Genomic DNA, 24,432 nt, shown 5'->3' on the forward strand with positions numbered 1-24,432 from the left:
GAGCATATGAGACTGGGCACCGGGACACAAAAGTTCCGCGACGGCATTGCAACCTTTCCCCGCCGCGAGTATGCCTGTGCGCGCCGGCTCAACCGCCGTTTCCGAACCGTTTATCGTCTATCTGGAGAGCGAACCCATGAGCGCCATCGTCGATATCACCGGGCGTGAAATTCTCGACAGCCGCGGCAATCCGACCGTGGAAGTCGATGTGACCCTGGAGACCGGCGCGCAGGGCCGTGCCGCGGTTCCGTCCGGCGCCTCCACCGGCGCCTATGAGGCGCTCGAGCTGCGCGACGGCGACAAGAGCCGCTACGGCGGCAAGGGCGTGCTGAAGGCGGTCGAGGCGGTGAACGGCGAGATCTTCGACGCGCTGCTCGACCAGGAGGCTTCTGAGCAGATCGCCATTGACCAGATTCTTCTCGATCTCGACGGGACCGACAAGAAGGAGCGCCTCGGCGCCAATGCCATGCTCGGCGTCAGCCTCGCCGTCGCCCATGCGGCCGCCGCCGATTTCGACATGCCGCTCTACCGCTATATCGGCGGCGCCTTCGCGCACATCCTGCCGACGCCGATGATGAACATCATCAATGGCGGCGCCCATGCTGACAACCCGATCGACTTCCAGGAATTCATGATCATGCCGGTCTCCGCCGAGACCCTGGCGGACGGCGTGCGGGTCGGTGCGGAAGTGTTCCACGCCCTGAAGAAGAAGCTCTCCGAAGCCGGCCACAGCACCAATGTCGGCGACGAAGGCGGCTTCGCGCCGAACCTGAAGAGCGAGGAAGAGGCGCTCGGCTTCGTCATGTCCGCGATCGAGGCCGCTGGCTACCGCCCGGGCGAGGATGTCGCCATCGCGCTGGACCCGGCTTCTACCGAGTTCTTCAAGGATGGCATGTATGTGCTTTCGGGGCAGGGCAAGACCCTGGACAGCGGCGGTATGATCGATCTCTACGAGGATCTCTGCAACCGCTACCCGATCGTCTCCATCGAGGATGCGCTCTCCGAGGACGACTGGGACGGCTTCAAGGCGCTGACCGACCGCATCGGCCGCAAGGTCCAGATCGTCGGCGACGACCTCTTCGTGACCAATCCGAAGCGCCTGCGTGAAGGCATCGCCAAAGGCGCGGCCAATTCCATCCTGGTGAAGGTGAACCAGATCGGCACCCTGACCGAGACGCTGGAGACCTGCGAGACGGCACACAAGGCCGGCTACACCACCGTCATGTCGCACCGTTCCGGCGAGACCGAGGACGCGACCATCGCGGACCTCGCCGTCGCGGTGAATGCGGGCCAGATCAAGACCGGTTCGCTCTCCCGCTCCGACCGTATGGCGAAGTACAACCAGCTTATCCGGATCGAGGAAGATCTCGGCCCGGCGGCGCGCTATGCGGGCCGCGCAGGTCTCGGCGCCCGCGCCTGACACTTTTTACGTGACAAACCCGCCCGGAGGCTTCGTGCAAGCCTCCGGGTGAGTCTTTTTCGCAACATATTGTTCCGATTGGGAACCTTAAATTCAAGGTTCTCATTTCGTTCACGTTGACCGCCCGATTCGCCGGTGATTCACTCCTGCGTAACGGAGGAGCTGATGACTCTCGCATTCGAGATCAAACGTCGCGCAAAGCATATCGTAGGGCCGGTCATCGGCTGCCTGCTCCTCGGCTATTTCGTCTTTCATGCCGTCGAGGGCGACCGGGGCGTTCACGCCTGGCGCGCGCTTGACAGCAAGATCGAGGCCGCCGAGGCCCGTCTCGCGGTCCTGCGGGAGCGCCGTGAGGCACTCGAGAAGAAGGTGGCCATGCTGCATCCGGAAAGCATCGACCGGGATCTCCTGACGGAACAGGCCCGCATCGTCCTGAACTATCAGGGGCGGGACGAGTTCGTGCTCCAGGACCTTGCCGGTTATCAGGATGCCATTTCGCTCGATGGGCTGACCGCGCCGGTCGAAACGCAGGCGATTTCAATAGCTTCACATATGAATTAACCGTAATAAGGTTAATTATCATAATTACCTTATTTTTCAATAAGTTAACTCTGTTGAAAATCAGGTTAATTTGAAGTATTTCTCTTTTGACACCAAGTGAGGCGGAGATCGTTTCGTCAAAGCGACGCCTCGTTCCGGTTGAAAGGGAGAGAGATGGCTCAAGCGAAGTCAGCCGCTGGCGGCAGCCGCGGCGCATCCACGCGGACTCGTAAATCCCGCACCAGCAGCCCGCCGAAAAACAATGTCGCGGAACTTCTTCCGTATTACCGCGACATGCTGCTCATCCGCCGTTTCGAAGAGAAGGCAGGGCAGATGTACGGCATGGGGCTGATCGGCGGGTTCTGCCATCTCTATATCGGCCAGGAAGCGGTCGTGGTCGGCATGCAGGCGGCGATCGGCAAGGGCGACAAGGTCGTGACCAGCTACCGCGATCACGGTCACATGCTGGCCTGCGGGATGGATGCCAAAGGCGTCATGGCGGAGCTGACCGGCCGGATCGGCGGTTACTCCAAGGGCAAGGGCGGCTCGATGCACATGTTCAGCCGCGAGAAGGATTTCTACGGCGGCCACGGTATCGTCGCGGCGCAGGTTCCGATCGGCACCGGCCTGGCCTTCGCGAACAAGTACAACGGCTCGACAGAGGTGAGCCTGACCTATCTCGGAGACGGCGCCCTCAATCAGGGGCAGGTCTACGAGAGTTTCAACATGGCGTCCCTCTGGAAGCTGCCGGTCATCTACATCATCGAGAACAACAAATACGCCATGGGCACCTCCGTGACCCGTGCGGCGGCCGGCACCTCGCTCTTCCAGCGCGGCGCGGCCTATGGCATCCCGGGCGCGGAAGTGGACGGCATGGACGTCGTTGCCGTGCACGAGGCGGCGGAGAAGGCGGTGAAGCACTGCCGCGCCGGCAAGGGCCCCTACATCCTCGAAATGAAAACCTACCGCTATCGTGGCCATTCCATGTCCGATCCGGCGAAGTACCGGACCAAGGAAGAGGTCAATAAGATGCGGCAGGAGCACGATCCGATCGACCATCTGCGCGCGACGCTGTTGGAGATGGGTGTCGACGAGGACGAGCTGAAAGGCATCGACAAGGAGATCAAGGCGATCGTCACCGACGCCGCCGATTTCGCGCAATCGAGCCCGGAGCCGGATCCGTCCGAGCTCTATACGGACATCCTGGTCGAAGCATAAGTCAGCGCGTGGGCGCCGCGCCGCATCGCGCGCGGACCGCGGGAGGGAAAGAGAATGAGCGTACAGATCCTGATGCCGGCCCTGTCGCCGACCATGACGGAAGGCAAGCTGGCGACCTGGATGGTCAAGGAGGGCGACACGGTCTCCGCTGGAGACGTCATCGCTGAGATCGAGACCGACAAGGCGACCATGGAGGTCGAGGCGGTCGACGAGGGCGTCATCGGCAAGATCCTGGTCGAGGCGGGCACTGAGAACGTCGCGGTGAACACGCCGATCGCGGTGCTGCTGGAAGAGGGCGAGGACGCTAGCGCGCCCGAGGCTGCCCCTGCCGCAGCGCCGGCCGCGGAACCGGCGCCGGCTCCGGCTGCAGAGGCCCCTGCCGCGGCACCGTCAGCGCCCGCCGCCAAGGCGCCGGCGAGCGACGAGGACAAATATTTCGACAAGGTCCAGACCCAGACCATCCGCGAGGCCCTGCGCGACGCGATGGCGGAGGAGATGCGCTCCGACGAGCGCGTCTTCGTGATGGGCGAGGAAGTGGCCGAGTACCAGGGCGCCTACAAGGTGACCCAGGGGCTGCTGCAGGAATTCGGCGACAAGCGCGTGATCGACACGCCGATCACCGAGCACGGTTTTGCCGGTCTCGCCGTCGGCGCCGCCTTCGGCGGACTGAAGCCGGTCGTCGAGTTCATGACTTTCAACTTCGCCATGCAGGCGATCGACCACATCATCAACTCGGCGGCCAAGACTCTCTACATGTCCGGCGGCCAGATGGGCTGCCCGATCGTCTTCCGCGGCCCGAACGGTGCCGCCGCCCGCGTCGCGGCGCAGCACTCCCAGTGTTATGCCAGTTGGTACGCCCATTGCCCGGGCCTGAAGGTGGTTGCGCCCTATTCGGCTTCCGACGCCAAGGGCCTGCTCAAATCCGCCATCCGTGACCCGAACCCGGTGATCTTCCTCGAGAACGAGGTGCTCTACGGCCAGTCCTTCGAGGTGCCGGAGAGCGAGGATTTCACCGTGCCGATCGGCAAGGCCAAGGTCGTGCGCGAAGGCACGGACGTCACCATCACCGCCTTCTCGATCATGGTCGGCAAGGCGCTGCAGGCGGCGGAGAAGCTGGCGGAAGAGGGGATCAGCGCCGAGGTCATCGACCTGCGGACGATCCGCCCGCTTGATACCGAGACCATCGTCGATTCGCTGAGGAAGACCAACCGCCTTGTCACCTGCGAGGAGGGCTGGGCGACCTGCGGCATCGGCTCGGAGATCGCGGCGCTCATGATGGAGCAGGCCTTCGACTATCTGGACGCGCCGGTCGCGCGGGTTTCGGGCGCGGACGTGCCGATGCCCTACGCGGCCAATCTCGAGGCGCTTGCCGTACCGCAAGCCGCCAATATCGTCGAGGCGGCGAAATCCGTCTGCTACCGCGCCTGAGGGAGAGAGACGCCATGGCCATTTCCGTTCTGATGCCGGCCCTGTCGCCGACCATGACCGAAGGCAAGCTTGCCACCTGGCTGGTCGCCGAGGGCGATACCATTTCCGCCGGCGACGTGATCGCCGAAATCGAGACCGACAAGGCGACCATGGAGGTCGAGGCCGTCGACGAGGGCGTGCTCGGCAAGATCATCGTGCCCGCCGGGACCGAAAATGTCGCGGTCAACCAGCCGATCGCGGTGATCCTGGAAGAGGGCGAAGATGCCGGCAGCGTCGATATGGACGCTGTTGCCGGCGGTGCGCCGAAAGCCGCGCCTGCGCCTAAGCCTGAAGCTGCTCCGGCTCCGGCCAAACCGGCCGAGCCCGCGAAGGCGGAGCCCGCTCCGGCCCCGGCCCCGGCTCCTGCGGCCTCCACCGGCGACCGCGTCTTCGCCAGTCCGCTCGCCCGCCGCATGGCGGAGCAGGCGGGGCTCGATCTCAGCCAGATCCAGGGCACCGGTCCGAGTGGCCGGATCGTGAAACACGATGTGGAACAGGCCATTGCGGGTGGAACCGGCAAGGCCGCTCCTGCCGCTGCTCCGGCCCCGGCGGCCGCCGCTCCGGCCACCGCGCCGTCCCTCGGCAAGGCGCCGGGCGCCGACGTTCCGGGGCTGCCGGAATACGAGGAAATCCCGAACTCCTCCATGCGCAAGGTCATTGCCAAGCGCCTGACGGAGTCGAAGCAGTTCGCGCCGCATTTCTATCTTACCGTGGATTGCGAGATCGACGCGCTGCTCGAGGTCCGCAAACAGCTCAACGGCAAGCTCGACGGCGAGAAGGTCTCGGTCAACGATCTCGTCATCAAGGCGGCTGCGCAGGCGCTGAAGAAGGTTCCGGCTGCGAACGCGAGCTGGACCGACGCCGCGATCCGCGTCTTCAAGTCGGTCGACATCTCGGTTGCCGTCGCGATCGAGGGCGGTCTCATTACCCCGGTGATCAAGGGCGCGCAGACCAAGGGCGTGCTCGATATCGCCCGGGAGATGAAGGATCTCGCCGCACGTGCCCGGGCCGGCAAGCTGATGCCGGAAGAATTCCAGGGTGGCACCTTCTCGATCTCCAATCTCGGCATGTTCGGGATCAAGGATTTCGCCGCGGTGATCAACCCGCCGCAGGGAGCGATCCTCGCCGTCGGAGCGGGTGAACAGCGCCCGGTCGTGAAGGACGGCGCCCTTGCGGTCGCCACGGTGATGAGCTGCACGCTCTCGGTTGACCACCGGGTGGTGGACGGTGCAGTCGGGGCCGAGTTCCTCGCCGCTTTCAAGAAGCTGATCGAAGATCCGCTGACGATGCTGCTCTAGGGCTGCTGCGAGGGCCGGGCGGCAGTGCCGTGCGGTCCGAATTCGAGCGAATTGACTGGCTCGGCCCCGAGATCCCGCGGGTGAGGGCGCCGGCACCGGAGGAAAAAGATGGCTGATACCCAGTTCGACATCCTTGTCATCGGCGGCGGCCCGGGCGGCTATGTCGCAGCGATCCGCGCGGCCCAGCTCGGCATGAAGACCGCGCTCGTCGAACGCGAGCATCTCGGCGGCATCTGTCTCAACTGGGGCTGCATCCCGACCAAGGCGCTGCTGCGCTCGGCCGAGATCTACGACCACATGAAGCATGCCGAGAGCTTCGGGCTCACGGCCGGCAATTTCGGCTTCGACCTCGACAAGGTGGTGCAGCGCTCCCGCGGCGTCGCAAAGCAGCTGAACCAGGGCGTCGGTCACCTGCTGAAGAAGAACAAGGTCACGGTCTTCATGGCGCATGCCAAGCTTGCCGGGAAGGGCAAGGTGGAGATCGACGAGAAGGGCAAGAAGCAGACCCTCGCCGCCAAACACATCATCCTCGCGACCGGCGCCCGCGCCCGCGACCTGCCGGGCCTCGAGGCCGACGGGAAGCTGGTCTGGAACTACAAGCACGCCATGGTCGCCGACACCATGCCGAAGCGTCTCCTGGTCATCGGATCCGGTGCGATCGGAATCGAATTCGCGAGCTTTTTCAACAGCCTCGGATCCGACGTTACAGTGGTTGAAGTGATGGACCGCGTGCTCCCGGTCGAGGATGCGGAGATCTCCGCCTTCGCCGAGAAGGCATTCACCAAGAAGGGCATGAAAATCATGTCCAAGACGACGGTGAAAGCCCTGAAGCGCGGCGCCAAGGAGGTGACCGCGACCATCGAGAAGGACGGCAAGTCCTCCGAGATGAGTTTCGACCGGGTGATCTCGGCCGTCGGCATCGTCGGCAATGTCGAGGATCTCGGGCTCGAGAACACGAAGGTGAAGGTAGACCGCACCCATATCGAGATCGACGAATGGTGCCGCACCGGCGAGCCGGGCGTCTATGCCATCGGCGATATCGCGGGCGCGCCTTGGCTGGCCCACAAGGCGAGCCATGAAGGTGTCATCTGCGTCGAGAAGATCGCCGGTCTGAAAGACGTGCATCCGCTCGACACCAGCCGCATTCCGGGCTGCACCTACTGCCAGCCGCAGGTCGCCAGCGTCGGCCTGACCGAGGCGAAGGCGAAGGAAGCCGGCTACGAGGTCAAGGTCGGCCGCTTCCCCTTCATCGGCAACGGAAAGGCGATCGCCCTCGGCGAGCCGGAGGGGCTGGTAAAGACCGTGTTCGACGCCAAGACCGGCGAGTTGCTCGGCGCGCACATGATCGGCGCCGAGGTGACCGAGTTGATCCAGGGCTACGGCGTTGCCAAGACGCTGGAGACCACGGAGGCCGAGCTGATGCACACGGTCTTCCCACATCCGACCTTGAGCGAGATGATGCACGAGTCCGTGCTTGACGCTTACGGGCGCGCGATCCACTTCTGACGAACAGCCGCCGGCTTCCGGCGGCGCATGGCGGGTATGAGCGAATGGATCTGGATCTGAAGAAGATCAAGGCGTTGGATGGCGTAACGGCCATTCTGGTCCGGAGTAGCGCGGAGCCTGAAGGCGATGTTTCGCAGGAACTCGTCATCAAGGTGGATTTCCCGCTCGACGGGCCGGATGGTGGCAAGCACCGGAAGAAGGCCGATGCCGTGATCGAGACGGCGGAGGATGTGATCTCCGAAAGCGACTATTTTGACCGCGTTACCATCGAACAGGTACTCTGGACGCGCGAAAGAGAGCTGCAATGAGCATTGAGCAGACCAAGGCGCCGCGCCTCGGCGCCGCCCGGCATCCGGAGAAGGCGCATCGCCCCGATAACGAGGTAAAGCGCAAGCCCGCCTGGATCCGCGTCAAGGCGCCGACCTCGAAGACCTATCTCGAGACCCGCCAGCTAATGCGCGACCACAAGCTGGTCACGGTCTGCGAGGAAGCGGCCTGCCCGAATATCGGCGAATGCTGGTCGAAGAAGCACGCCACGATGATGATCCTCGGCTCGGTCTGCACCCGGGCCTGCGCCTTCTGCAACGTCGCGACCGGGCGGCCGGACAAACTCGATCCGCACGAACCGGACGAGGTCGCCGAGGCCGTCGCCAAGATGGGCCTCCGCCACGTCGTCATCACTTCCGTGGACCGCGACGATCTCGACGATGGCGGGGCAGGGCATTTCGCTCAGGTGATCACCAAGATCCGTGCGATGTCGCCGGATACGACGATTGAGGTGTTGACGCCGGACTTCATGCGCAAGGACGGCGCGCTCGAAATCGTCATCGACGCACGGCCGGACGTCTTCAACCACAATCTGGAAACCGTGCCGCGGCTCTATCCGGGGATCCGTCCCGGTGCGCGCTATTTCCACTCGTTGAAGATCCTCGACCGGGCGAAGGAGCTCGATCCGACGATCTTCACCAAGTCCGGCCTGATGGTTGGGCTCGGGGAGAGCAAGGAAGAGATCTACCAGGTGATGGACGACATGCGCTCCGCCGAGGTCGATTTCATCACCATCGGACAGTATCTGCAGCCGACGGCCAAACACGCGGTGATCGACCGTTTCGTCACTCCCGACGAGTTCGAGGCCTATAAGAAGATCGCCTACGGCAAGGGCTTCCTCATGGTTGCCTCCTCGCCGCTGACCCGCTCCTCCTACCACGCGGACGAGGATTTCGCCCGGATGCGGGCCGAGCGCGACCGCCGGCTCGGCGTCGAGCGCGGGCTGGTGCGCAAGGAACTTTCGCTGACCGATCTGGCGGAAATGGCGGTATCGGCCTCCGACTGACCTGTGCTAAGGCAAATCCATGCCGACCCATGCCGAGAAGCGAGCTGTACCCTTCAGCCCGCAACAGCTTTTCGACCTTGTTGCGGACGTCCAGCGGTACCCGGAGTTCCTGCCGTGGTGCGTCGGTGCGCGCATCCGAAAGCGCGAGGGTAATCTCGTCGTCGCCGATCTGATCATCGGTTACAAGATGATCCGCGAGCGCTTCACCTCGCGCGTCACGCTCAGCCCGGAGAAGAACCGGATCGACGTCGAATATGCCGACGGTCCGTTCAAGTACCTGAATAACCACTGGGTCTTCGAGCCCCATGAGGGCGGCTGCATGATCGACTTCTATGTCGATTTCGAGTTCAAATCCCGTGTGCTGCAGAAGATCATCGAGGTCTTCTTCAATGAAGCCGTCCGCAGGATGGTGACGGCCTTCGAGAGCCGGGCACATGACCTCTATGGAGGTGAGCTCGGAAAATCTCCGCAAATGTCTGCTAAAAATAAGTAAAATAATTTTGAAGTTGCGGAACTGCAAAATGGATTACTCGGTCTGATTTCCGAGCTTCCCGTTACGTATCCGGAACGAATTCCTCTCCGGAACGGTAAAGCGGATGGTACGTCCGCGTCGCATCAAGCTCCTCCTCGAAAGCCGCAATGCAATCCCGGATGATCAGGGAAGGGGGCATCGCCGGCGGCCGTATGAGGAGGGTCCGGAAGGAGGCCGGCGGTGCAAAGGCACGGAGCACCAGTCCCTTACCGAGGAACGGCTCGGCACAGATAGGGTTGATGTAGCCGATTCCCATGCCGGCTTGGACCATCGCGCAGACGGTGTTGGCGAAGGGCGTCTCCAGCACCATGCGCGGCCGGCTCCCGCGTTCCGCCAGCAATCGCTCCAGTTCCTGCCGCGTCGTGTCCTCGGGCGAGAGCGCGATGAAATCCTCTCCGTCGAGATCTTCCGGGCCGAGCTCAGCCTTCGCCGTCAGCGGATGACCGTCCGGCAGCGCGATGGCACCGCGGAAGGTCGAGAAAGGCTGTGCATCGACACCGGTCACGTCTATCTCGTCGGCGGCGAGCCCGAGGTCGAACTGGCGGGCCGCTACCAGATCCTTCACCGTTGCCGAGAGATGCGCCTGGAGTGTGATCGAGACGTCAGGATGGCGCTTGCGGAAACGCACAAGGGCGCGTGGCACGATATTGGTGCTTAAGGCGGAAAGAGTGGCGATGCGGATCTGCCCCGAGCCGAAATCCCGGATCCGCGCACCGGCACTCCGGAGACGCGAGAGCGCGGCGAAGGACTCCTCGACCTCGCGGAAATAGAAATGCGCTTCGGCCGTCGGCACCAGCCGCCGGCGGCTGCGATGAAAGAGGGCGAAACCGAGTTGGCGTTCCAGTTCCTGGATCGCTTTGCTGACGCCGGGCTGGGAGATGTTGAGCATCTCCGCCGCGCGCTGGGTAGTGCCGTGCACCATCACCGCGTGGAAGATCTCGACCTGCCTCAGATTCAGAGGGTTATTCAGCATCTCATAACTAAAATGTATCAATTTGTCAGATATATGTATTTCACATCATAGGTCGATTTTGTCTAGCTTCGTCGCATCAGCTTCAGGAGAACCCGATGAGAGACGAGACGAAATGCGTTCTGACGCCCATGGTGAACGAGGCCGGCTATAAATCCCTTGCCCCGGCTGTGCACCGCGCCTCGACCATTGTGTTCGAGGATGCAAAGGCCTACGCGACCCGCAGCCGGCGTGGTCCGGACGGCTATTCCTACGGTCTCTACGGCACGCCGACGACACGCCAGCTCGAGGCGAAGCTGCAGGCGCTCTCCGGGGCCGCGCGCACGATGCTGGTGCCTTCCGGTCAGGCGTCCAACGCGGTTGCGGCGCTGGCTCTGCTTTCGGCCGGCGACCATGTGCTGATCACGGATAATGCCTATCCGGCGATGCGCTCCCTCGCCGACGATGACCTGAGGCGCTTCGGTATCCTCGTCGACTATTACGACCCGACCTCGCTCGAGGATCTTCGGAGCCGTATCCGGCCGGAGACGAAACTCGTCTGGTGCGAGTCGCCGGGGTCGACGACGCTTGAGGTGCAGGACATTCCGGCCATCGTCGCCATCGCACGTGAGGCCGGTGCCATGGTCGGCTGCGACAATACCTGGGCGACCTCGCTCGCCTTCAAGGCGCATGCGTTCGGCGTCGATATCGTCTCGGAAGCGTTGACGAAATATGCCTCCGGCCATTCCGACCTGCTGATGGGCGCGATGTCCTTCACGGACGAGGGGACCGCGCTGAAGGTTCGCGCCTTCATGGGGCGGACCGGGATCGGCGTCTCGCCGGACGATGCTGCGCTGGTGCTGCGCGGGATGGAAACCATGGCGCTCCGGTTCGCCCATGCCGAAGCGGGGGCGCACCGTTTGACCGCCCGGCTGAAAGCCCATCCGGCGGTCGCGGATATCTATTGGCCGCCGCTCGAGGACAGTCCGGGGTACGATCTCTGGAAGCGAGATTTCACCGGGGCTGCCGGCGTCTTCACCGTGGTGCTTGCGGAGGGGGCCTCGAGCGGGCTGGACGATGCGCTAGGCGCATTGAAGACCTTCGCCATCGGTGCGTCCTGGGGCGGCACCCGCAGTCTCGTCGCGCCGATGTCGATCGGAACGGCGCGGTCAGCCACGGAGGTTAAGGGCGAAGACCTCTTCATCCGCTTCAGTGTCGGCCTCGAGGCGATCGAGGAACTGGAAGCGGATATCGACGCCTTCCTCGCCTGTCTGAAGTAAGGCTCAGCCTTTCGCCAGCGCCCGGAGCATGCCGAGCGCGTGCAGCACTGTTTGATGCCGCACGCTGCCGCGGTCTCCCTCGAAGATGATGTGTTCCGCGACGGTCTTGTCGGCCGTAGATGCAGCGAAATGGACAAGGCCTACCGGTTTCTCGGCGGAGCCGCCGGACGGCCCTGCAACGCCGGTCACGGCGACGCTCACATCTGCACGGGACTTGGAGAGCGCGCCGTCCGCCATCTCGCGCGCCGTCGGCTCGGACACCGCGCCATGGGCGGCGAGGGTCGCCTCGGCGACACCGAGCATCTCCATCTTCGCTTCGTTGGAATAGGTGACGAATCCCCGGTCGACAACGTCGGACGATCCGGCGATCTCCGTCAGCGCGCCCGCGATGAGGCCGCCGGTGCAGCTTTCCGCCGTCGCCGCGAGCCATCCGCGCGCACGGCAGGCCTCAAGAACCTCTATGGCGAGGGCACGGATCCCGGAATCGAAATTGTCCATGATTTCAGATCCTTCAGAAGAAATGCTGATAGGCGAGAACGACCAGCGCCGCATAAATTCCGGCGAAAAGATCGTCGAGCATGATGCCTGCCGCGCCGTCGAGATTCGAGTCCGCCCACCCCGCCGGAAACGGTTTGGTGATGTCGATTACACGGAAGGCGGCAAAGCCGACAGCGAAGCTGACCGGATCGAGGGCGGCGGGGAGAAGGGCGATCCACTGCCCTGCGACCTCGTCGATGACGACCTCGCCCGGATCCTTCCAGCCAAGCGCCCGGGAATAGAGCCCCGATGCCCAGAAACCGATGAGCGTGGCGCATCCCGCAGCGATCGCCAACAAGGGCCAGCCGCCAAATGAAAGCATCAGCCAGGCAAACGGCACAGCGGCAAGCGAGCCCCAGGTGCCGGGCGCCTTCGGAGCGTGGCCGATCCAGAAGAAGGTCGCGGCGATGCGGGCAGGATGGAGGAGCGGCAGCGGGGCGGTCACAGATCGTCCGCCGGCAGTAGGACGGTCGCGGCGGCCTGGGCGGCGATGCCTTCGCCACGGCCGGTGAACCCGAGTTTTTCCGAGGTGGTCGCCTTTACGCTGACCCGGCCTTCGGCGATCTCGAGGATCTCCGCGATCCGTTTGCGCATCGCCGGACGGTGCGGACCGATCTTTGGGCGCTCGCAGATCAGCGTGACATCGACGTGGGAAATGCGTCCGCCGCGCTGCCGCACCAGGTCCGCCGCATGGACAAGGAATTGATCGGAGGCGGCGCCCTTCCACTGCGGGTCGCTCGGTGGAAAATGGCTGCCGATATCTCCGTCGGCAATGGCGCCGAGCAGCGCGTCGGTGATGGCATGCAGGCCGACATCCGCGTCGGAATGACCGATCAGGGTGCGATCATGGGCGATCTCGAGGCCGCAGAGCGTGATCTTTTCCCCTGGCCCCAGACGGTGCACGTCGAAACCCGTGCCGACCCGCGGCTCGAACGCGCCTTCGATGATCTGTTTCGCGCGGATCAAGTCGTCCTCCGTCGTGATCTTAAAAAGCTGTTCTTCGCCCTGGACGAGCCGGACGGCGAGCCCGAGTTCTTCCAGAAGAGCTGCATCGTCGGTCGCAAGCTTTTGAGTCTTTTCATGGGCTTCCAGCAAGGTCTTGAAGTGAAACCCCTGTGGAGTCTGCGCCCGAAAAAGAGTCCTGCGATCCTCCGTTCCGGTGATTTCACCCCCGAGCCCGCCTGCACGCTTTAGCGTATCCGTGACCGGCAGGGCGGGAATGGCGCCCGGTACGTCCTCGATGGCGTCCAGAACCCGGTCGATCACCTGGGGCGAGACGAAGGGTCGGGCGGCATCGTGCACCAGCACTTGATCGGGGGCGTCTTCGGCGAGGGCGCGCAGGCCGTTCAGCACGGATTGGCCGCGTTCGGCGCCGCCGGGGACAGGCAGCGGAAGATCGAGGCCGGAGACGGCCTCCTCATAGAGCGTCCGATGGTCCGGATCGATCACGATACGGACCGGACCGATGGCATCGTGCGCGAGGAACCGGTCCAGCGCATGCCGCAGCACCGGTTTGCCCGCAAGCTTCAGATACTGTTTCGGAATCTCGCTGCCGAGGCGGGTTCCGCGACCGGCGGCGACGATCAGGAGAGCGGTCTTGGACCGGGGCACACATCACCTCAATTTGCTCTGGCACTTCGGAGCGGGCGGCATGATATAGTGACGTCATGCCAATGTCTTTGCTCTTGAACCTCTCGGCTCTCCTGGCGCTGATCCCGGTCGGTCTGTTCTCGCTCCGCGCTCCGGCGCGCGAGGGCGGAGCGTTCTGGGCGCTGCTCGCGGTCGCGACCGCGGGGCCGCTGCTCTATGTCGTCGTGACGCTCGGTGCGAGCTGGCGGTCGGATCTTGCGATGGCGCTCTGGCTGGCGGTCTGCGCGAGCCTGCTGGTATTCCTGCCGCTCTGCTGGTTGCGGCCGGCGGCGCGCGGTTTGACGGCGCTTCTGGTTCCCTACCTCTTCCTGATGGCGCTCGGCGCCACTGTCGCGGGATCGGTCGAGCCCTCGATCCGGCTTGCCGAACAGCTTCCGGGCGGATGGTTCTCCGCCCATATCGCGATCGCGCTTGCGACCTATGCGCTCCTGACCCTGGCGGCGATCACAGCGCTTGCGATCTTCCTCAAAGAGCGGGCACTCAAGCGCAAGCAGATGTCGTCCGGCATCGCTGCGGTCTTGCCGTCGGTTGCGGACAGCGAAAAGCTCCAGGACCAGCTTCTCGGCGGAGCGGTGATCGTACTGCTTGGCGGGCTCGCGACTGGTATCGCGCTGCAGATTTACCGTTCCGGACATGTGCTCGAATTCGACCACAAGACCGTGCTTTCTCTTGTGACCTTCGCGGTTCTCGCGGTCCTCTGGATCGTGCATAGCCGCTTCGGAATGCGCGGTCGGACGGTCTCGCGTTTGGTACTCCTTGCATATCTTTTGCTGACGCTTGCCTATCCGGGCGTCAAGTTTGTCGCCGAAATTCTGGCTTGAGCGGCATAAAGCCCGCACTTTCGGATAAAATCCTATTTTGACAATTTTGCGAGCAGTTGCTTAATTCGTGAGCAACGCTTCACAGGTGCACAGTTAATGACCATCAAGATCGGCGAAATCGCACTGGAGAGTCCGGTTTTCCTCGCCCCTATGTCGGGGGTGACGGATCGTCCGTTCCGCCGGCTCGTGCGCGAGTTCGGATGCGGTCTCGTCGTCTCCGAGATGATCGCGAGCGCCGCCGTGCTCCGCGAAGAACGCGAGGAGATGTTCAAGATCCCGCAGGACATGGATCTGGAGCGTCCGATGGCGGTCCAGCTTGCCGGCTGGGATCCGGAGATCATGGCGGAGGCCGCGAAACTCAATGTCGATCGCGGCGCCGAGATCATCGACATCAACATGGGCTGTCCGGTGAAGAAGGTGGTCAACAAGCTCGCCGGGTCCGCGCTGATGCGCGACGAGGCCCTGGCGGGACGGATCATGGAAGCGGTGGTCGAGGCGGTCCCGGTTCCGGTGACCCTCAAGATGCGGACCGGCTGGGACCAGAGCGACCGCAACGCGCCGCGCCTGGCGAAGATCGCCGAGGAAGCGGGCATCCGGTTGTTGACGGTGCACGGACGTACGCGCTGCCAGATGTACAAGGGCGAAGCCGACTGGAGGTTCATCCGCAAGGTGAAACAGGCGGTATCCCTTCCGGTCGTCGCGAACGGGGATATCGCAACCCTCGAAGATGTCGATGCCTGTCTCGAGCAGTCGGGCGCGGACGGCGTGATGATCGGGCGCGGCGTCTATGGCCGACCCTGGTTCCCGGCGCAGGTTGCCGCCCATCTTGGGGGCGATCCCGTGCCTGCGGACCCGACATTCCGAGAACGCGCCGACATCATGCGGCGCCATGTCGCCGAGATGTTGTCCCACTACGGCAGCAAACTGGGGCTGAAACTGGCGCGCAAGCATATCGGCTGGTATGCGGCCGGTGTCCCGGGCTCGGCCGAGTTCCGGCAGATCGTCAACAACACCATGGATCGTCAGATCGTCGAGGAGGCGATCGAGAGGTTCTTCGGCATGGCACTGGAGAGGCAGGCGGCATGAGCATGGTCATCAATCCCGAGCCGCGCACCGCGCCGGCCGGACTGGACCCGACAGGTGTCCTGCATGCCGTTCCGACGCCGGTCATCGGTCTCGATGAGAAGAACCGGATCGTCTATGTGAACATGGCGGCGGAACATTTCCTGCAGGGCAGCGCCGCGATCCTCGAAGGTTGCGAGCTGTCCGATCTGATCCCGGCCGACAGCCCCGTTCTCAGCATGATCGATCAGTGCCGGCGGCAATCCTCGGTCCTGTTCGACTACGATCTCATTCTCGAGGGCCCCCGGATCGGCTCGCATATCGTCAGCGTCCAGGTCTCGCCGTTGCCCGAAAAGCCGGGTGCCGTCGTGCTGACGCTGCAGATGCGCTCGATCGCGAACCAGCTTTACCGTCAGTTCAACTTCAAGGGCGCCGCCCGCTCCGTCTCCGCGATGGCGGCAATGCTGGCGCACGAGGTGAAGAATCCGCTTTCCGGCATCAAGGGCGCGGCACAGCTCCTGGAACAGAATGCGATCGAGGCCGACCGTCCGCTGACCAAGCTGATCTGCGACGAGACCGACCGGATCTGCAGCCTCGTCGACCGCATGGAAGTGTTCTCGGATGACCGCCCGATAGAACGCAGTCCGGTGAACATCCACGAAGTCCTTGACCATTGCCAGAAGATCGCGGAGTCCGGTTTCGGCAGCCGCATCAAATATTTCGAGCGCTACGATCCCTCTCTGCCGCCTGTGCTCGGCAACCGCGACATTCTGGTGCAGATCTTTCTGAATCTGCTGAAGAACGCGGCCGAGGCCATCGGCGACGAGGACGGAGAGATCCACATGTCGACGGCCTACAGGCACGGCATGCGGGTCTCGGTCCCGGGCTCCGCCCGACGCGTCAACCTGCCGCTGCAGGTCACCATTCGCGACAACGGCCCCGGAATTCCGGACGATATGAAGGCGACGATCTTCGATCCGTTTGTCACCTCCAAGCGGAACGGGTCGGGCCTCGGTCTTGCGTTCGTGGCAAAAGCGGTCGCCGACCATGGCGGTGTGATCGAGGTCGATTCCCAGCCGCGCAGGACCGAGTTCCGGCTCTCGCTGCCGATCGCCGATATTTCCGAGGCCTTTGCACAGGCATGACTATGGACAGCGCTTCGATCCTGATCGCGGATGACGATCAGGCCATCCGTACCGTTTTGACGCAGGCCCTGACCCGGATCGGCATGGATGTCCGTTCGACCGGCAATGCCGCAAATCTCTGGCAGTGGGTCGAGCGCGGGGACGGCGATCTGGTGATCACCGACGTGGTGATGCCGGACGAAAACGGCCTCGACCTGCTCACACGGATCCGCAAGGTCCGGCCCGATCTCCGCGTCATCGTGATGAGTGCTCAGAACACGCTGCTGACCGCTGTAAAGGCGAGCGAGCGCGGAGCCTTCGAGTATCTGCCAAAACCGTTCGATCTCTCGGAACTGGTGAAGGTCGTGCGCAAGGCGCTGACCACGCGCGTCGAGGGGGCCGCACCGGCGGCAAAAGAACCGGAGGTTTCGGACGAAGAGCTGCCGCTCATCGGCAGGTCTCCGGCCATGCAGGAGATCTATCGCGTTCTGGCTCGCCTTATGGCCACGGATCTGACCGTCATGATCGCAGGCGAATCCGGGACCGGCAAGGAACTGGTGGCGCGGGCCCTGCACGACTACGGCAAGCGCCGTGATGGTCCGTTCGTGGCGGTCAACATGGCGGCGATTCCGCGCGAGCTCATCGAAAGCGAGCTTTTCGGGCACGAGAAGGGCGCCTTCACCGGCGCTACGGCACGGTCGAGCGGGCGTTTCGAACAGGCACGGGGAGGGACGCTCTTCCTCGACGAGATTGGTGACATGCCGATCGAGGCCCAGACCCGTTTGCTCCGGGTCCTGCAGGAAGGCGAATACACGACTGTCGGCGGACGTTCCGCCATCCAGGCCGACGTGCGCATCGTGGCGGCGACTCACCGTGATCTCCGGCAGCTGATCCGCCAGGGCATGTTCCGCGAGGATCTGTTCTATCGGCTCAACGTCGTTCCGCTCCGTCTGCCGCCGCTCCGGGAGCGCAAGGAGGATATTCCGGACCTTGCGCGGCATTTCCTTACCCTCGCGCAGAAGGAAGGGTTGCCGGAGAAGACCATAGACGGTGCCGCTCTGCAGCGTCTCAGCGCCTATAACTGGCCAGGCAATATCCGCGAACTCGAGAATCTGGTGAAGCGCTTGGTCGCGCTCTATTCCGAAGAGGTGATCGGCGCAGCGGCCATCGAACAGGAACTGGCGGAAGCGCCGGCGGGCGCGGGAGAGGAAGCCGGTGAGCGGAGCGAGAACCTCTCGGACGCGGTCGAGCGGCATCTGAGGGCTTATTTCGCGGCACATGGTGACAATTTGCCGCCCGCAGGTCTGCACGACCGCATTCTGCGCGAGGTGGAGCGCCCGCTCATTCTGCTCTCGCTCGATGCCACCAAGGGCAACCAGTTGAAAGCGGCATCCATGCTCGGCCTCAACCGCAATACGCTGCGCAAGAAAATCCGCGATCTCGGCATTCCCGTGGTGCGGGGCGCGCGTTAGGCGGCCCGCGGCAGAGCCAGTGCACCGCATAGGCGATTGCGCTAGATTGATCCTCCAATCGAGTCCCAGCAGGTGAGGCATGCCGGCGGAAGCAAGTACCGACGCCCATACTCCTGAAAGCACCCCGTCGGGGTCAGCGCGCCGTTTCGCAAACTTTACCCGCCGGTTCCGCCTCTGGGCGCAGCGTGTAGGTTTCGAGCGCAGGGCGGCCTATGTGCTTGCCGCGGCCGCGATCCTCGCCGGTCTCGGCACCTATGCGGTCTTCACGCGCGCCGGACCGGCCGGGCCCAATCCGGATGTGGTGCTCGGCATCCTTTATCTCGATTTCTCCCTGCTCCTGCTGCTCGGTGTCCTGGTGGCCTGGCGGATGGCCCGGCTCTGGGTCGAACGGCGGCAGGGGCTCGCCGGTTCGCGGCTGCATGTGCGCCTTGTGGTGATGTTCTCGGTGCTGACAGTAGCGCCGACGATCCTGGTCTCGGTCTTTTCCCTGGTGATGTTCGATTTCGGGATACGGTCCTGGTTCAGCGAACGGGTTTCCACGGCGGTCACCGGGTCCGTGGCCGTCGCCGAACGCTATCTGGAAGAGCACCGCCAGGTGATCCGCGGCGATGTGCTGGCGATGGCCAACGACATCAACCGGGAGGCGCCATTCCTGGTAAACAATCCGGCGCGGTTTTCCCAGGTCCTGCGGGCCCAGGCAGCCCTCAGAAATCTCACCGAGGCGGTTGTCTTCGATAATACGGGGCGGGTTCTGGCGCGGACCAGCCTGGCGCTCTCGTTCGACTACGAACCTCTGCCGGAAGCGGCGATGTCCAAGGCGCAGCTCGGCGACGTCGTCGTTCTGACCACGGATTCCGAGGATAGGCTGCGTGCGGTCGTCAGGCTCGACCGATTCGTCGATGCCTATCTTTTCGTCGGCCGCTTCGTCGATGCGGAAATTCTCAGCTACATCGAGCGTACGAAGGAGGCGGTGAACCAGTTCACCGAACTCGAGGGCCGGCGGTTCGATATCCAGGTATCCTTCATCATGATCTTCGCCATGGTGGCGTTGCTGCTGCTGCTTGCGGCGGTCTGGATCGGTCTGAACCTTGCGACCCGTATGGTGCATCCGATCAGTGACCTGATCGGCGCGGCTGAACGGATCAGCGCGGGAGATCTCTCCGCGCGGGTCGCGGGTCCGGTCGAAGCGGATGAAATGGGACTGCTCGCCCGCGCCTTCAACAGAATGACGCGGCAGCTCGAAATGCAGCGCGGCGAGTTGATGAGCGCGAACCGGCAGATCGACGCGCGACGGCGCTTCACCGAAGCGGTTCTGGGCGGTGTTTCCGCAGGCGTGATCGGCCTCGATGCGGAGGCACGGATAAATTTGCCGAACAGGTCGGCGGCCAGCCTGCTCGGAGTTGAGGGCGATTCGCTCGTCGGGCGCACGCTGTCAGAACAAATTCCAGAAATGTCGGAACTTCTGGAAGTGGCACGGCGGAATCCCTACCGGCAGTCGGAGAAACAGATCGAGCTCAATCGCGGAGACCGCAAGATCACCCTTCTCGCCCGGATCAAGGCGGAAATCACGGAAGGTGAGGTCTCGGGATATGTTCTGACCTTCGACGACATTTCGGAGCTTCTGTCGGCGCAGCGGATGGCGGCCTGGGCCGATATTGCGCGCCGTATCGCCCATGAGATCAAGAATCCTCTGACCCCGATCCAGCTATCGGCGGAACGGCTTAAACGTAAATATCTGAAGCAGATAGAGACCGATCCTGAGACTTTTGTTGAGTGCACCGACACAATTGTGAGACAAGTAGGAGATATTGGCCGCATGGTCGATGAGTTCTCCGCCTTTGCGCGAATGCCGGCGCCGGTCATGCGGAAAGAGAATCTCATTGAGCTCATCCGCGGGCAGGTGGTGCTCCAGCGCTCCGCGCAATCGGGGATCGACTTCGTATTCGACGACGCGCAGGAGCCAGTCGAGTTTGAGTGTGACCAAAGGCAGATTAGACAGGTTTTGACGAACTTGCTGCAGAACGCGATCGACGCAATCCAGGCATCGGGCCCAGTCGGGATCGACGGCGAGGGCGGAACAGCCGCGCACCGGGTCTTGGTAACAGTCGGCCGCGAGGATCAGCGGATCATTGTCGATGTCGAGGACACCGGACGCGGGCTGCCGGAGAAGGACCGCGACCGGCTGACGGAACCTTACGTGACGACCCGCGAGAAAGGCACAGGCCTCGGTCTGGCAATTGTCAAAAGAATCATGGAAGATCATGCAGGATCTATTACGCTCATGGATCGCGAAGGCGGGGGCACCAAGGTACGTCTTGCCTTCCGCGATCCGGCCGATGCACGCGGTGAAGATGCATTTTCTGAGTCAGATCAAAGCGTTTCCGGACTGAGTTCTCATGGCGCATGACATTCTGATTGTAGATGACGAAGCCGATATCCGTAACCTGCTCGCCGGGATCCTCGAGGACGAAGGATTCGAGACCCGTCAGGCAGGCAACAGCGACGAGGCGCTCGAGGCGGCAAATACCCGCCGCCCGGGGCTGGTCGTACTGGATATCTGGCTCGAGAACAGTGCGCTCGATGGTTTGCGGATCCTTGAGCGGCTGAGCGTCGAACACCCGGATGTCCCGGTCATCATGATCAGCGGACACGGCACGATCGAAACCGCGGTCTCGGCGATCAAGATGGGGGCCTACGATTTCATCGAGAAACCTTTCGAGACCGAGCGCCTGCTGCTGCAGGTCGGCCGTGCCCTCGAAGCCGCGCGGCTGCGGCGCGAGGTTGCGGATCTGAAAGCCCGGACCGACACGGACGATCGGCTGATCGGAATCTCCTCCGGCATCGCACAGGTCTCGCAGGCGGTCGAAAAGGTCGCGCCGACCAACAGCCGCGTGCTAATCACCGGCCCGGCCGGCGCCGGAAAGGAAGTCGTCGCCCGCATGATTCATGCGCAGTCGAACCGGGCAAACGGCCCGTTCACGGTCCTCAACTGCGCGACGCTGAGCCCGGAACGTCTCGAGATCGAACTGTTCGGTGCCGAGCGCCGCGACAACGAGAGCGAGGATGTCGGACGCAGTGTCGGAATGCTTGAACAGGCGCATAAAGGCACTCTGTTCCTCGATGAAGTCGCCGATATGCCGCGGGAAACCCAGGGCAAGATCGTCCGCGTCCTCCAGGAACAGCGCTTCCGCCGGGTCGGCGGCGAGCGGGAGGTCTCGGTCGATGTCCGGGTGGTCGCCTCGACGAACCGTGACCTACAGCAGGAAATCTCAACCGGCCGCTTCCGCGAGGATCTCTATTACCGGTTGAATGTTGTGCCGATTTCGGTCCCGGCGCTGTCGCAAAGGCGAGAAGACATTCCTTTGCTGAGCCGGCACTTCATCGAGCGCTCGGCCCGCACCTCCGGCATGCCGCACCGTGTCCTGGCCGAGGATGCCATCGCCGCGCTCCAGTCCTATGACTGGCCGGGTAATGTCAGACAGCTTCGCAATGTCATCGACTGGCTGCTGATCATGGCACCAGGTTCGGCGAACGATCCGGTCAAGGCGGACATGCTGCCACCTGAAATCGGCTCTGCGGCGCCTGTCAGCCTCAACTTCGACAAGGGCGTCGAGATCATGGGCATGCCGCTTCGCGAGGCGCGGGAAATGTTCGAACGGGAATATCTGCTTGCCCAGGTGAACCGTTTTGGCGGCAATATCTCCCGCACGGCCAGCTTTGTCGGGATGGAGCGCTCGGCGCTGCACCGCAAGCTGAAATCTCTCGGGGTCAGTGCCGAACGCTCCGCTTAACCCTTCTGGGAACAGGATCGCAGAATGAAAGTCGTTATTTGCGGCGCCGGTCAGGTCGGCACCAGCATTGCGCAGCATCTGGCGGGCGAGAACAACGACGTCACTGTCATCGATCAGGACGCGGCTCTGGTTCGCAAGATCGCCGAGACGCTCGACGTGCGCGGGGTGCACGGCCTCGCGTCGCTGCCCTCTATCCTCGAGGATGCGGGAACCCGAGACGCCGACATGCTGATCGCCGTGACCTATTCCGACGAGGTCAATATGGTGGCCTGTCAGGTTGCGCATTCGCTGTTCAACGTGCCGTCGCGCATCGCGCGGATCCGTCAGCAGGACTATCTGCAGCCGATCTGGGCCGACTTGTTCAGCCGCGAGAACATGCCGATCGACCACATCATCTCGCCGGAACGGGAGGTGGCGAAGGCGATCGGCCGCCGCCTTCAGGTGCCTGGCGCCTTCGATGTTGCGCCGATGGCGGACGGAGCGGTACGGGTGGTCGGCGTGCGCTGCGACGAGGATTGCCCGATCGTCAACACGCCGCTGCGCCAGCTCACCAGCCTGTTTTCGGATCTCAACATCGTCGTCGTTGGGATCATTCGCGACGACCGCGGCATCGTGCCGAAACCGGACGATCACATGCTGCCGGGCGATGATGTCTATTTCGTCTGCGATGCCGACCACCTCACGCGCGCGATGGCGGCCTTCGGGCACGAAGAGGAGGAGGGGCGCAGCGTCATTATCGCCGGCGGGGGAAATATCGGCCTGATGCTGGCCGAAGAGATCGAGTCGAAGCATTCCGGCGTCAGCGTGAAGGTGATCGAGTACGACAGAGAGCGGGCCAAGCTCGTGGCGCAGACTCTGGACCATACTATGGTGCTCAATGGCGATGCGCTCGATGTCGAGATCCTCGAGGAAGCCAACGTTGCCCAGACCGAGACCTTTGTCGCCGTCTCGAACGACGAGGAAGTGAATATCATTGGGTCGCTTCTGGCCAAGCGCGCCGGTGCGGCCCGTACCGTCGCTCTGATCAACAAAGGCACCTATGCGTCGCTGATCTCCACGCTCGGCGTTGATGCCGTGGTGAACCCGAAGGCAATCACGGTTTCGACCATTCTGCAGCACGTCCGGCGCGGACGTATTCGGGGTGTCTATTCCCTGCGCGGCGATTTCGGCGAGGTGATCGAGGCCGAGGCGCTGGAGACCTCGCAACTGGTCGGGAGTCCCCTGCGCGACGCCAAGCTGCCGGCCGGCGTCATAGTCGGCGCGATCTACCGCGACGGCGAGGTTCTCGTGCCGCGCGGCGATACGGTGATCCAGGCGCAGGACCGGGTCATTCTCTTCGCCACCTACGAGGTGGTGAAGAAGGTCGAGAAACTGTTCGCCGTCCGGCTCGATTTCTTCTGATCATGGTCGAGCAACCGCGCGCGATTCTCTTCGATTGGGACAGTACTCTGGTCGACAATTGGCCGGGTGTGACAACGGCCATGAACGCGGCCCTCGGCGCGTTCGATCTTCCGCATTGGAGCGAGCAGGAAATGCGTCTGCGCGCGAAGCGCTCCATGAGGGACAATTTCCCGACGATCTTCGGTGAGCGCTGGGAAGAGGCGCGCGATATTTTCTATACGGCTTTCGAGGAGCGTCACCTGTCCGCATTGCACGCTCTTGCCGGAGCCGAAGAACTGCTGTCGTCCCTGCGGGAGCGTTCTGTCCTGATGGGCGTGGTGAGCAACAAGAATGGGAACTTCCTGCGCGCCGAAGCAGAAACCCTGGGCTGGACAGGCTTTTTCCACAGGATCGTGGGCGCCACCGACGCGGAGAAGGACAAGCCCGCGCGCGAGCCCGTCGATCTGGCGCTCTCGGAATCGGGACATGCGCCGGGCAACGAGGTCTGGTTCGTCGGAGATTCTCTGGTGGATCTGCAGTGCGGAGTGGCGAGCGGATGCGTTCCGGTCCTGATCGGAGACGAGCCGATTGCTGCGGCCGATCTGGAAAAATGGACACCGAGACATCATTTCACCGATTGCGATGCCATGCGGCGTGCGCTGACAGATTGAGTCGGGCGAAGAAATAGTTATATAAAGGGGATACCTATCTCGCATTTGCGAGATGGGGGCGGTGCCAAGCTTGTTCCGGCACGCGCCTGATACACAACGAACAAAAGGTCCGTGCAATGGCCACCGATAAGAACCAGAACGTTCAGGAAGTGTTTCTCAACACGATCCGGAAGAACAAGACTGCGGTTACGATCTTTCTCATCAACGGTGTGAAACTCCAGGGCATTGTGACCTGGTTCGACAATTTCTCGCTGCTCTTGCGGCGTGATGCGCACTCGCAGTTGGTCTACAAGCACGCGATCTCAACCATTATGCCGTCCCAGCCCGTTCAGCTGTTTGAACCGGCGCGGGAAGAAGAGGCCAGTTGAGCCTGAGAAAGCG

The 24,432-nt window shown here is 63.1% G+C and carries 23 protein-coding genes; 19 read left to right on the forward strand and 4 right to left on the reverse strand.

What is annotated here, in order from left to right; all coding sequences use genetic code 11:
• Positions 1-136 precede the first annotated feature (136 nt).
• The 9 genes from eno (at position 137) to IG122_RS03685 (ending at position 9,275) form a co-directional block, all read left to right on the forward strand.
• Positions 137-1,420 (forward strand): phosphopyruvate hydratase, encoded by a 1,284-nt coding sequence (eno, locus tag IG122_RS03645; protein WP_193180556.1) that lies wholly within the window; start codon positions 137-139, stop codon positions 1,418-1,420.
• Between the two features lie 165 nt (positions 1,421-1,585).
• Positions 1,586-1,981 (forward strand): FtsB family cell division protein, encoded by a 396-nt coding sequence (locus IG122_RS03650; RefSeq protein WP_193180558.1) that lies wholly within the window; start codon positions 1,586-1,588, stop codon positions 1,979-1,981.
• 153 nt (positions 1,982-2,134) lie between these two features.
• Complete coding sequence (pdhA, locus tag IG122_RS03655; protein ID WP_193180560.1) at positions 2,135-3,178, forward strand: pyruvate dehydrogenase (acetyl-transferring) E1 component subunit alpha; 1,044 nt, start codon at positions 2,135-2,137, stop codon at positions 3,176-3,178.
• A 54-nt stretch (positions 3,179-3,232) separates the two neighbouring features.
• Positions 3,233-4,606, forward strand: a complete 1,374-nt coding sequence (locus IG122_RS03660; RefSeq protein WP_193180562.1) for a pyruvate dehydrogenase complex E1 component subunit beta — start codon at positions 3,233-3,235, stop codon at positions 4,604-4,606.
• A 14-nt stretch (positions 4,607-4,620) separates the two neighbouring features.
• Positions 4,621-5,943 carry a pyruvate dehydrogenase complex dihydrolipoamide acetyltransferase gene (locus tag IG122_RS03665; protein WP_193180563.1) on the forward strand — a complete coding sequence of 441 codons (1,323 nt, stop codon included), beginning with the start codon at positions 4,621-4,623 and terminating at the stop codon, positions 5,941-5,943.
• Positions 5,944-6,051: 108 nt separating this feature from the next.
• Positions 6,052-7,449, forward strand: coding sequence for a dihydrolipoyl dehydrogenase (lpdA, locus tag IG122_RS03670; RefSeq protein WP_193180564.1), 1,398 nt, complete (start codon positions 6,052-6,054; stop codon positions 7,447-7,449).
• 44 nt (positions 7,450-7,493) lie between these two features.
• Entirely contained in the window at positions 7,494-7,757 is a 264-nt protein-coding gene (locus IG122_RS03675) for a hypothetical protein (RefSeq protein ID WP_193180565.1), read from the forward strand.
• Complete coding sequence (gene lipA, locus IG122_RS03680) at positions 7,754-8,782, forward strand: lipoyl synthase (protein ID WP_193180566.1); 1,029 nt, start codon at positions 7,754-7,756, stop codon at positions 8,780-8,782. The genes IG122_RS03675 and lipA overlap by 4 nt, the downstream gene beginning before the upstream one ends.
• A gap of 19 nt (positions 8,783-8,801) precedes the next feature.
• Complete coding sequence (locus IG122_RS03685) at positions 8,802-9,275, forward strand: type II toxin-antitoxin system RatA family toxin (protein WP_193180567.1); 474 nt, start codon at positions 8,802-8,804, stop codon at positions 9,273-9,275.
• Between the two features lie 61 nt (positions 9,276-9,336).
• On the opposite strand, the gene IG122_RS03690 is transcribed toward IG122_RS03685, so the two are convergent.
• Complete coding sequence (locus tag IG122_RS03690) at positions 9,337-10,287, reverse strand: LysR substrate-binding domain-containing protein (protein ID WP_193180568.1); 951 nt, start codon at positions 10,285-10,287, stop codon at positions 9,337-9,339.
• A gap of 95 nt (positions 10,288-10,382) precedes the next feature.
• On the opposite strand from IG122_RS03690, the gene IG122_RS03695 reads away from it, so the two are divergent.
• Complete coding sequence (locus IG122_RS03695) at positions 10,383-11,543, forward strand: trans-sulfuration enzyme family protein (protein WP_193180569.1); 1,161 nt, start codon at positions 10,383-10,385, stop codon at positions 11,541-11,543.
• 3 nt (positions 11,544-11,546) lie between these two features.
• Here the strand turns inward: IG122_RS03695 and IG122_RS03700 are convergent, their stop codons facing one another.
• The 3 genes from IG122_RS03700 to IG122_RS03710 are packed head-to-tail and all read right to left on the reverse strand — an operon-like array spanning position 11,547 to position 13,691.
• Positions 11,547-12,041, reverse strand: a complete 495-nt coding sequence (locus IG122_RS03700) for a CinA family protein (protein ID WP_193180571.1) — start codon at positions 12,039-12,041, stop codon at positions 11,547-11,549.
• Positions 12,042-12,054: 13 nt separating this feature from the next.
• Positions 12,055-12,525 (reverse strand): phosphatidylglycerophosphatase A family protein, encoded by a 471-nt coding sequence (locus IG122_RS03705; protein ID WP_319024805.1) that lies wholly within the window; start codon positions 12,523-12,525, stop codon positions 12,055-12,057.
• Positions 12,522-13,691 carry a bifunctional 2-C-methyl-D-erythritol 4-phosphate cytidylyltransferase/2-C-methyl-D-erythritol 2,4-cyclodiphosphate synthase gene (locus IG122_RS03710; RefSeq protein WP_319024806.1) on the reverse strand — a complete coding sequence of 390 codons (1,170 nt, stop codon included), beginning with the start codon at positions 13,689-13,691 and terminating at the stop codon, positions 12,522-12,524. The genes IG122_RS03705 and IG122_RS03710 overlap by 4 nt, the downstream gene beginning before the upstream one ends.
• Before the next feature lie 62 nt (positions 13,692-13,753).
• Here IG122_RS03710 and ccsA point away from each other — a divergent pair, with 62 nt between their 5' ends.
• The 9 genes from ccsA (at position 13,754) to hfq (ending at position 24,419) form a co-directional block, all read left to right on the forward strand.
• Positions 13,754-14,551 (forward strand): cytochrome c biogenesis protein CcsA, encoded by a 798-nt coding sequence (gene ccsA / locus IG122_RS03715; protein ID WP_193180579.1) that lies wholly within the window; start codon positions 13,754-13,756, stop codon positions 14,549-14,551.
• 96 nt (positions 14,552-14,647) lie between these two features.
• Entirely contained in the window at positions 14,648-15,637 is a 990-nt protein-coding gene (gene dusB / locus IG122_RS03720) for a tRNA dihydrouridine synthase DusB (protein ID WP_193180581.1), read from the forward strand.
• Positions 15,634-16,758, forward strand: a complete 1,125-nt coding sequence (locus tag IG122_RS03725) for a two-component system sensor histidine kinase NtrB (protein ID WP_193180583.1) — start codon at positions 15,634-15,636, stop codon at positions 16,756-16,758. Before dusB ends, IG122_RS03725 begins: the two co-directional genes overlap by 4 nt.
• 2 nt (positions 16,759-16,760) lie before the next feature.
• Positions 16,761-18,209, forward strand: a complete 1,449-nt coding sequence (gene ntrC, locus IG122_RS03730; RefSeq protein WP_193181047.1) for a nitrogen regulation protein NR(I) — start codon at positions 16,761-16,763, stop codon at positions 18,207-18,209.
• 79 nt (positions 18,210-18,288) lie between these two features.
• On the forward strand, positions 18,289-20,616 hold the full coding sequence (locus IG122_RS03735; protein WP_193180585.1) for a sensor histidine kinase NtrY-like: 2,328 nt from the start codon (positions 18,289-18,291) through the stop codon (positions 20,614-20,616).
• Positions 20,606-22,000 carry a nitrogen assimilation response regulator NtrX gene (ntrX, locus tag IG122_RS03740; RefSeq protein WP_193180587.1) on the forward strand — a complete coding sequence of 465 codons (1,395 nt, stop codon included), beginning with the start codon at positions 20,606-20,608 and terminating at the stop codon, positions 21,998-22,000. Before IG122_RS03735 ends, ntrX begins: the two co-directional genes overlap by 11 nt.
• Positions 22,001-22,024: 24 nt before the next feature.
• Positions 22,025-23,401, forward strand: coding sequence for a Trk system potassium transporter TrkA (trkA, locus tag IG122_RS03745; protein ID WP_193180589.1), 1,377 nt, complete (start codon positions 22,025-22,027; stop codon positions 23,399-23,401).
• 2 nt (positions 23,402-23,403) lie between these two features.
• Positions 23,404-24,051 (forward strand): HAD family hydrolase, encoded by a 648-nt coding sequence (locus IG122_RS03750; RefSeq protein ID WP_193180590.1) that lies wholly within the window; start codon positions 23,404-23,406, stop codon positions 24,049-24,051.
• Between the two features lie 116 nt (positions 24,052-24,167).
• Positions 24,168-24,419: an RNA chaperone Hfq gene (hfq, locus tag IG122_RS03755; RefSeq protein WP_193180604.1), complete on the forward strand. Its 252-nt coding sequence runs from the start codon at positions 24,168-24,170 to the stop codon at positions 24,417-24,419.
• Positions 24,420-24,432: the final 13 nt, after the last annotated feature.

Source organism: Nisaea sediminum (assembly GCF_014904705.1).
Lineage (GTDB): Bacteria > Pseudomonadota > Alphaproteobacteria > Thalassobaculales > Thalassobaculaceae > Nisaea > Nisaea sediminum.

Excerpts from the sequence above, each read along its gene's own strand:
- eno (WP_193180556.1), top strand. The coding sequence starts at position 137 with ATGAGCGCCATCGTCGATATCACCGGGCGTGAAATTCTCGACAGCCGC.
- IG122_RS03665 (WP_193180563.1), top strand. The coding sequence starts at position 4,621 with ATGGCCATTTCCGTTCTGATGCCGGCCCTGTCGCCGACCATGACCGAA.
- IG122_RS03650 (WP_193180558.1), top strand. The coding sequence starts at position 1,586 with ATGACTCTCGCATTCGAGATCAAACGTCGCGCAAAGCATATCGTAGGG.
- IG122_RS03735 (WP_193180585.1), top strand. The coding sequence starts at position 18,289 with ATGCCGGCGGAAGCAAGTACCGACGCCCATACTCCTGAAAGCACCCCG.
- IG122_RS03700 (WP_193180571.1), bottom strand. The coding sequence starts at position 12,041 with ATGGACAATTTCGATTCCGGGATCCGTGCCCTCGCCATAGAGGTTCTT.
- IG122_RS03750 (WP_193180590.1), top strand. The coding sequence starts at position 23,404 with ATGGTCGAGCAACCGCGCGCGATTCTCTTCGATTGGGACAGTACTCTG.
- dusB (WP_193180581.1), top strand. The coding sequence starts at position 14,648 with ATGACCATCAAGATCGGCGAAATCGCACTGGAGAGTCCGGTTTTCCTC.
- hfq (WP_193180604.1), top strand. The coding sequence starts at position 24,168 with ATGGCCACCGATAAGAACCAGAACGTTCAGGAAGTGTTTCTCAACACG.
- pdhA (WP_193180560.1), top strand. The coding sequence starts at position 2,135 with ATGGCTCAAGCGAAGTCAGCCGCTGGCGGCAGCCGCGGCGCATCCACG.
- trkA (WP_193180589.1), top strand. The coding sequence starts at position 22,025 with ATGAAAGTCGTTATTTGCGGCGCCGGTCAGGTCGGCACCAGCATTGCG.
- lipA (WP_193180566.1), top strand. The coding sequence starts at position 7,754 with ATGAGCATTGAGCAGACCAAGGCGCCGCGCCTCGGCGCCGCCCGGCAT.
- ntrC (WP_193181047.1), top strand. The coding sequence starts at position 16,761 with ATGGACAGCGCTTCGATCCTGATCGCGGATGACGATCAGGCCATCCGT.
- IG122_RS03725 (WP_193180583.1), top strand. The coding sequence starts at position 15,634 with ATGAGCATGGTCATCAATCCCGAGCCGCGCACCGCGCCGGCCGGACTG.
- ntrX (WP_193180587.1), top strand. The coding sequence starts at position 20,606 with ATGGCGCATGACATTCTGATTGTAGATGACGAAGCCGATATCCGTAAC.
- IG122_RS03660 (WP_193180562.1), top strand. The coding sequence starts at position 3,233 with ATGAGCGTACAGATCCTGATGCCGGCCCTGTCGCCGACCATGACGGAA.
- IG122_RS03690 (WP_193180568.1), bottom strand. The coding sequence starts at position 10,287 with ATGCTGAATAACCCTCTGAATCTGAGGCAGGTCGAGATCTTCCACGCG.
- ccsA (WP_193180579.1), top strand. The coding sequence starts at position 13,754 with ATGTCTTTGCTCTTGAACCTCTCGGCTCTCCTGGCGCTGATCCCGGTC.
- IG122_RS03675 (WP_193180565.1), top strand. The coding sequence starts at position 7,494 with ATGGATCTGGATCTGAAGAAGATCAAGGCGTTGGATGGCGTAACGGCC.
- IG122_RS03685 (WP_193180567.1), top strand. The coding sequence starts at position 8,802 with ATGCCGACCCATGCCGAGAAGCGAGCTGTACCCTTCAGCCCGCAACAG.
- lpdA (WP_193180564.1), top strand. The coding sequence starts at position 6,052 with ATGGCTGATACCCAGTTCGACATCCTTGTCATCGGCGGCGGCCCGGGC.
- IG122_RS03695 (WP_193180569.1), top strand. The coding sequence starts at position 10,383 with ATGAGAGACGAGACGAAATGCGTTCTGACGCCCATGGTGAACGAGGCC.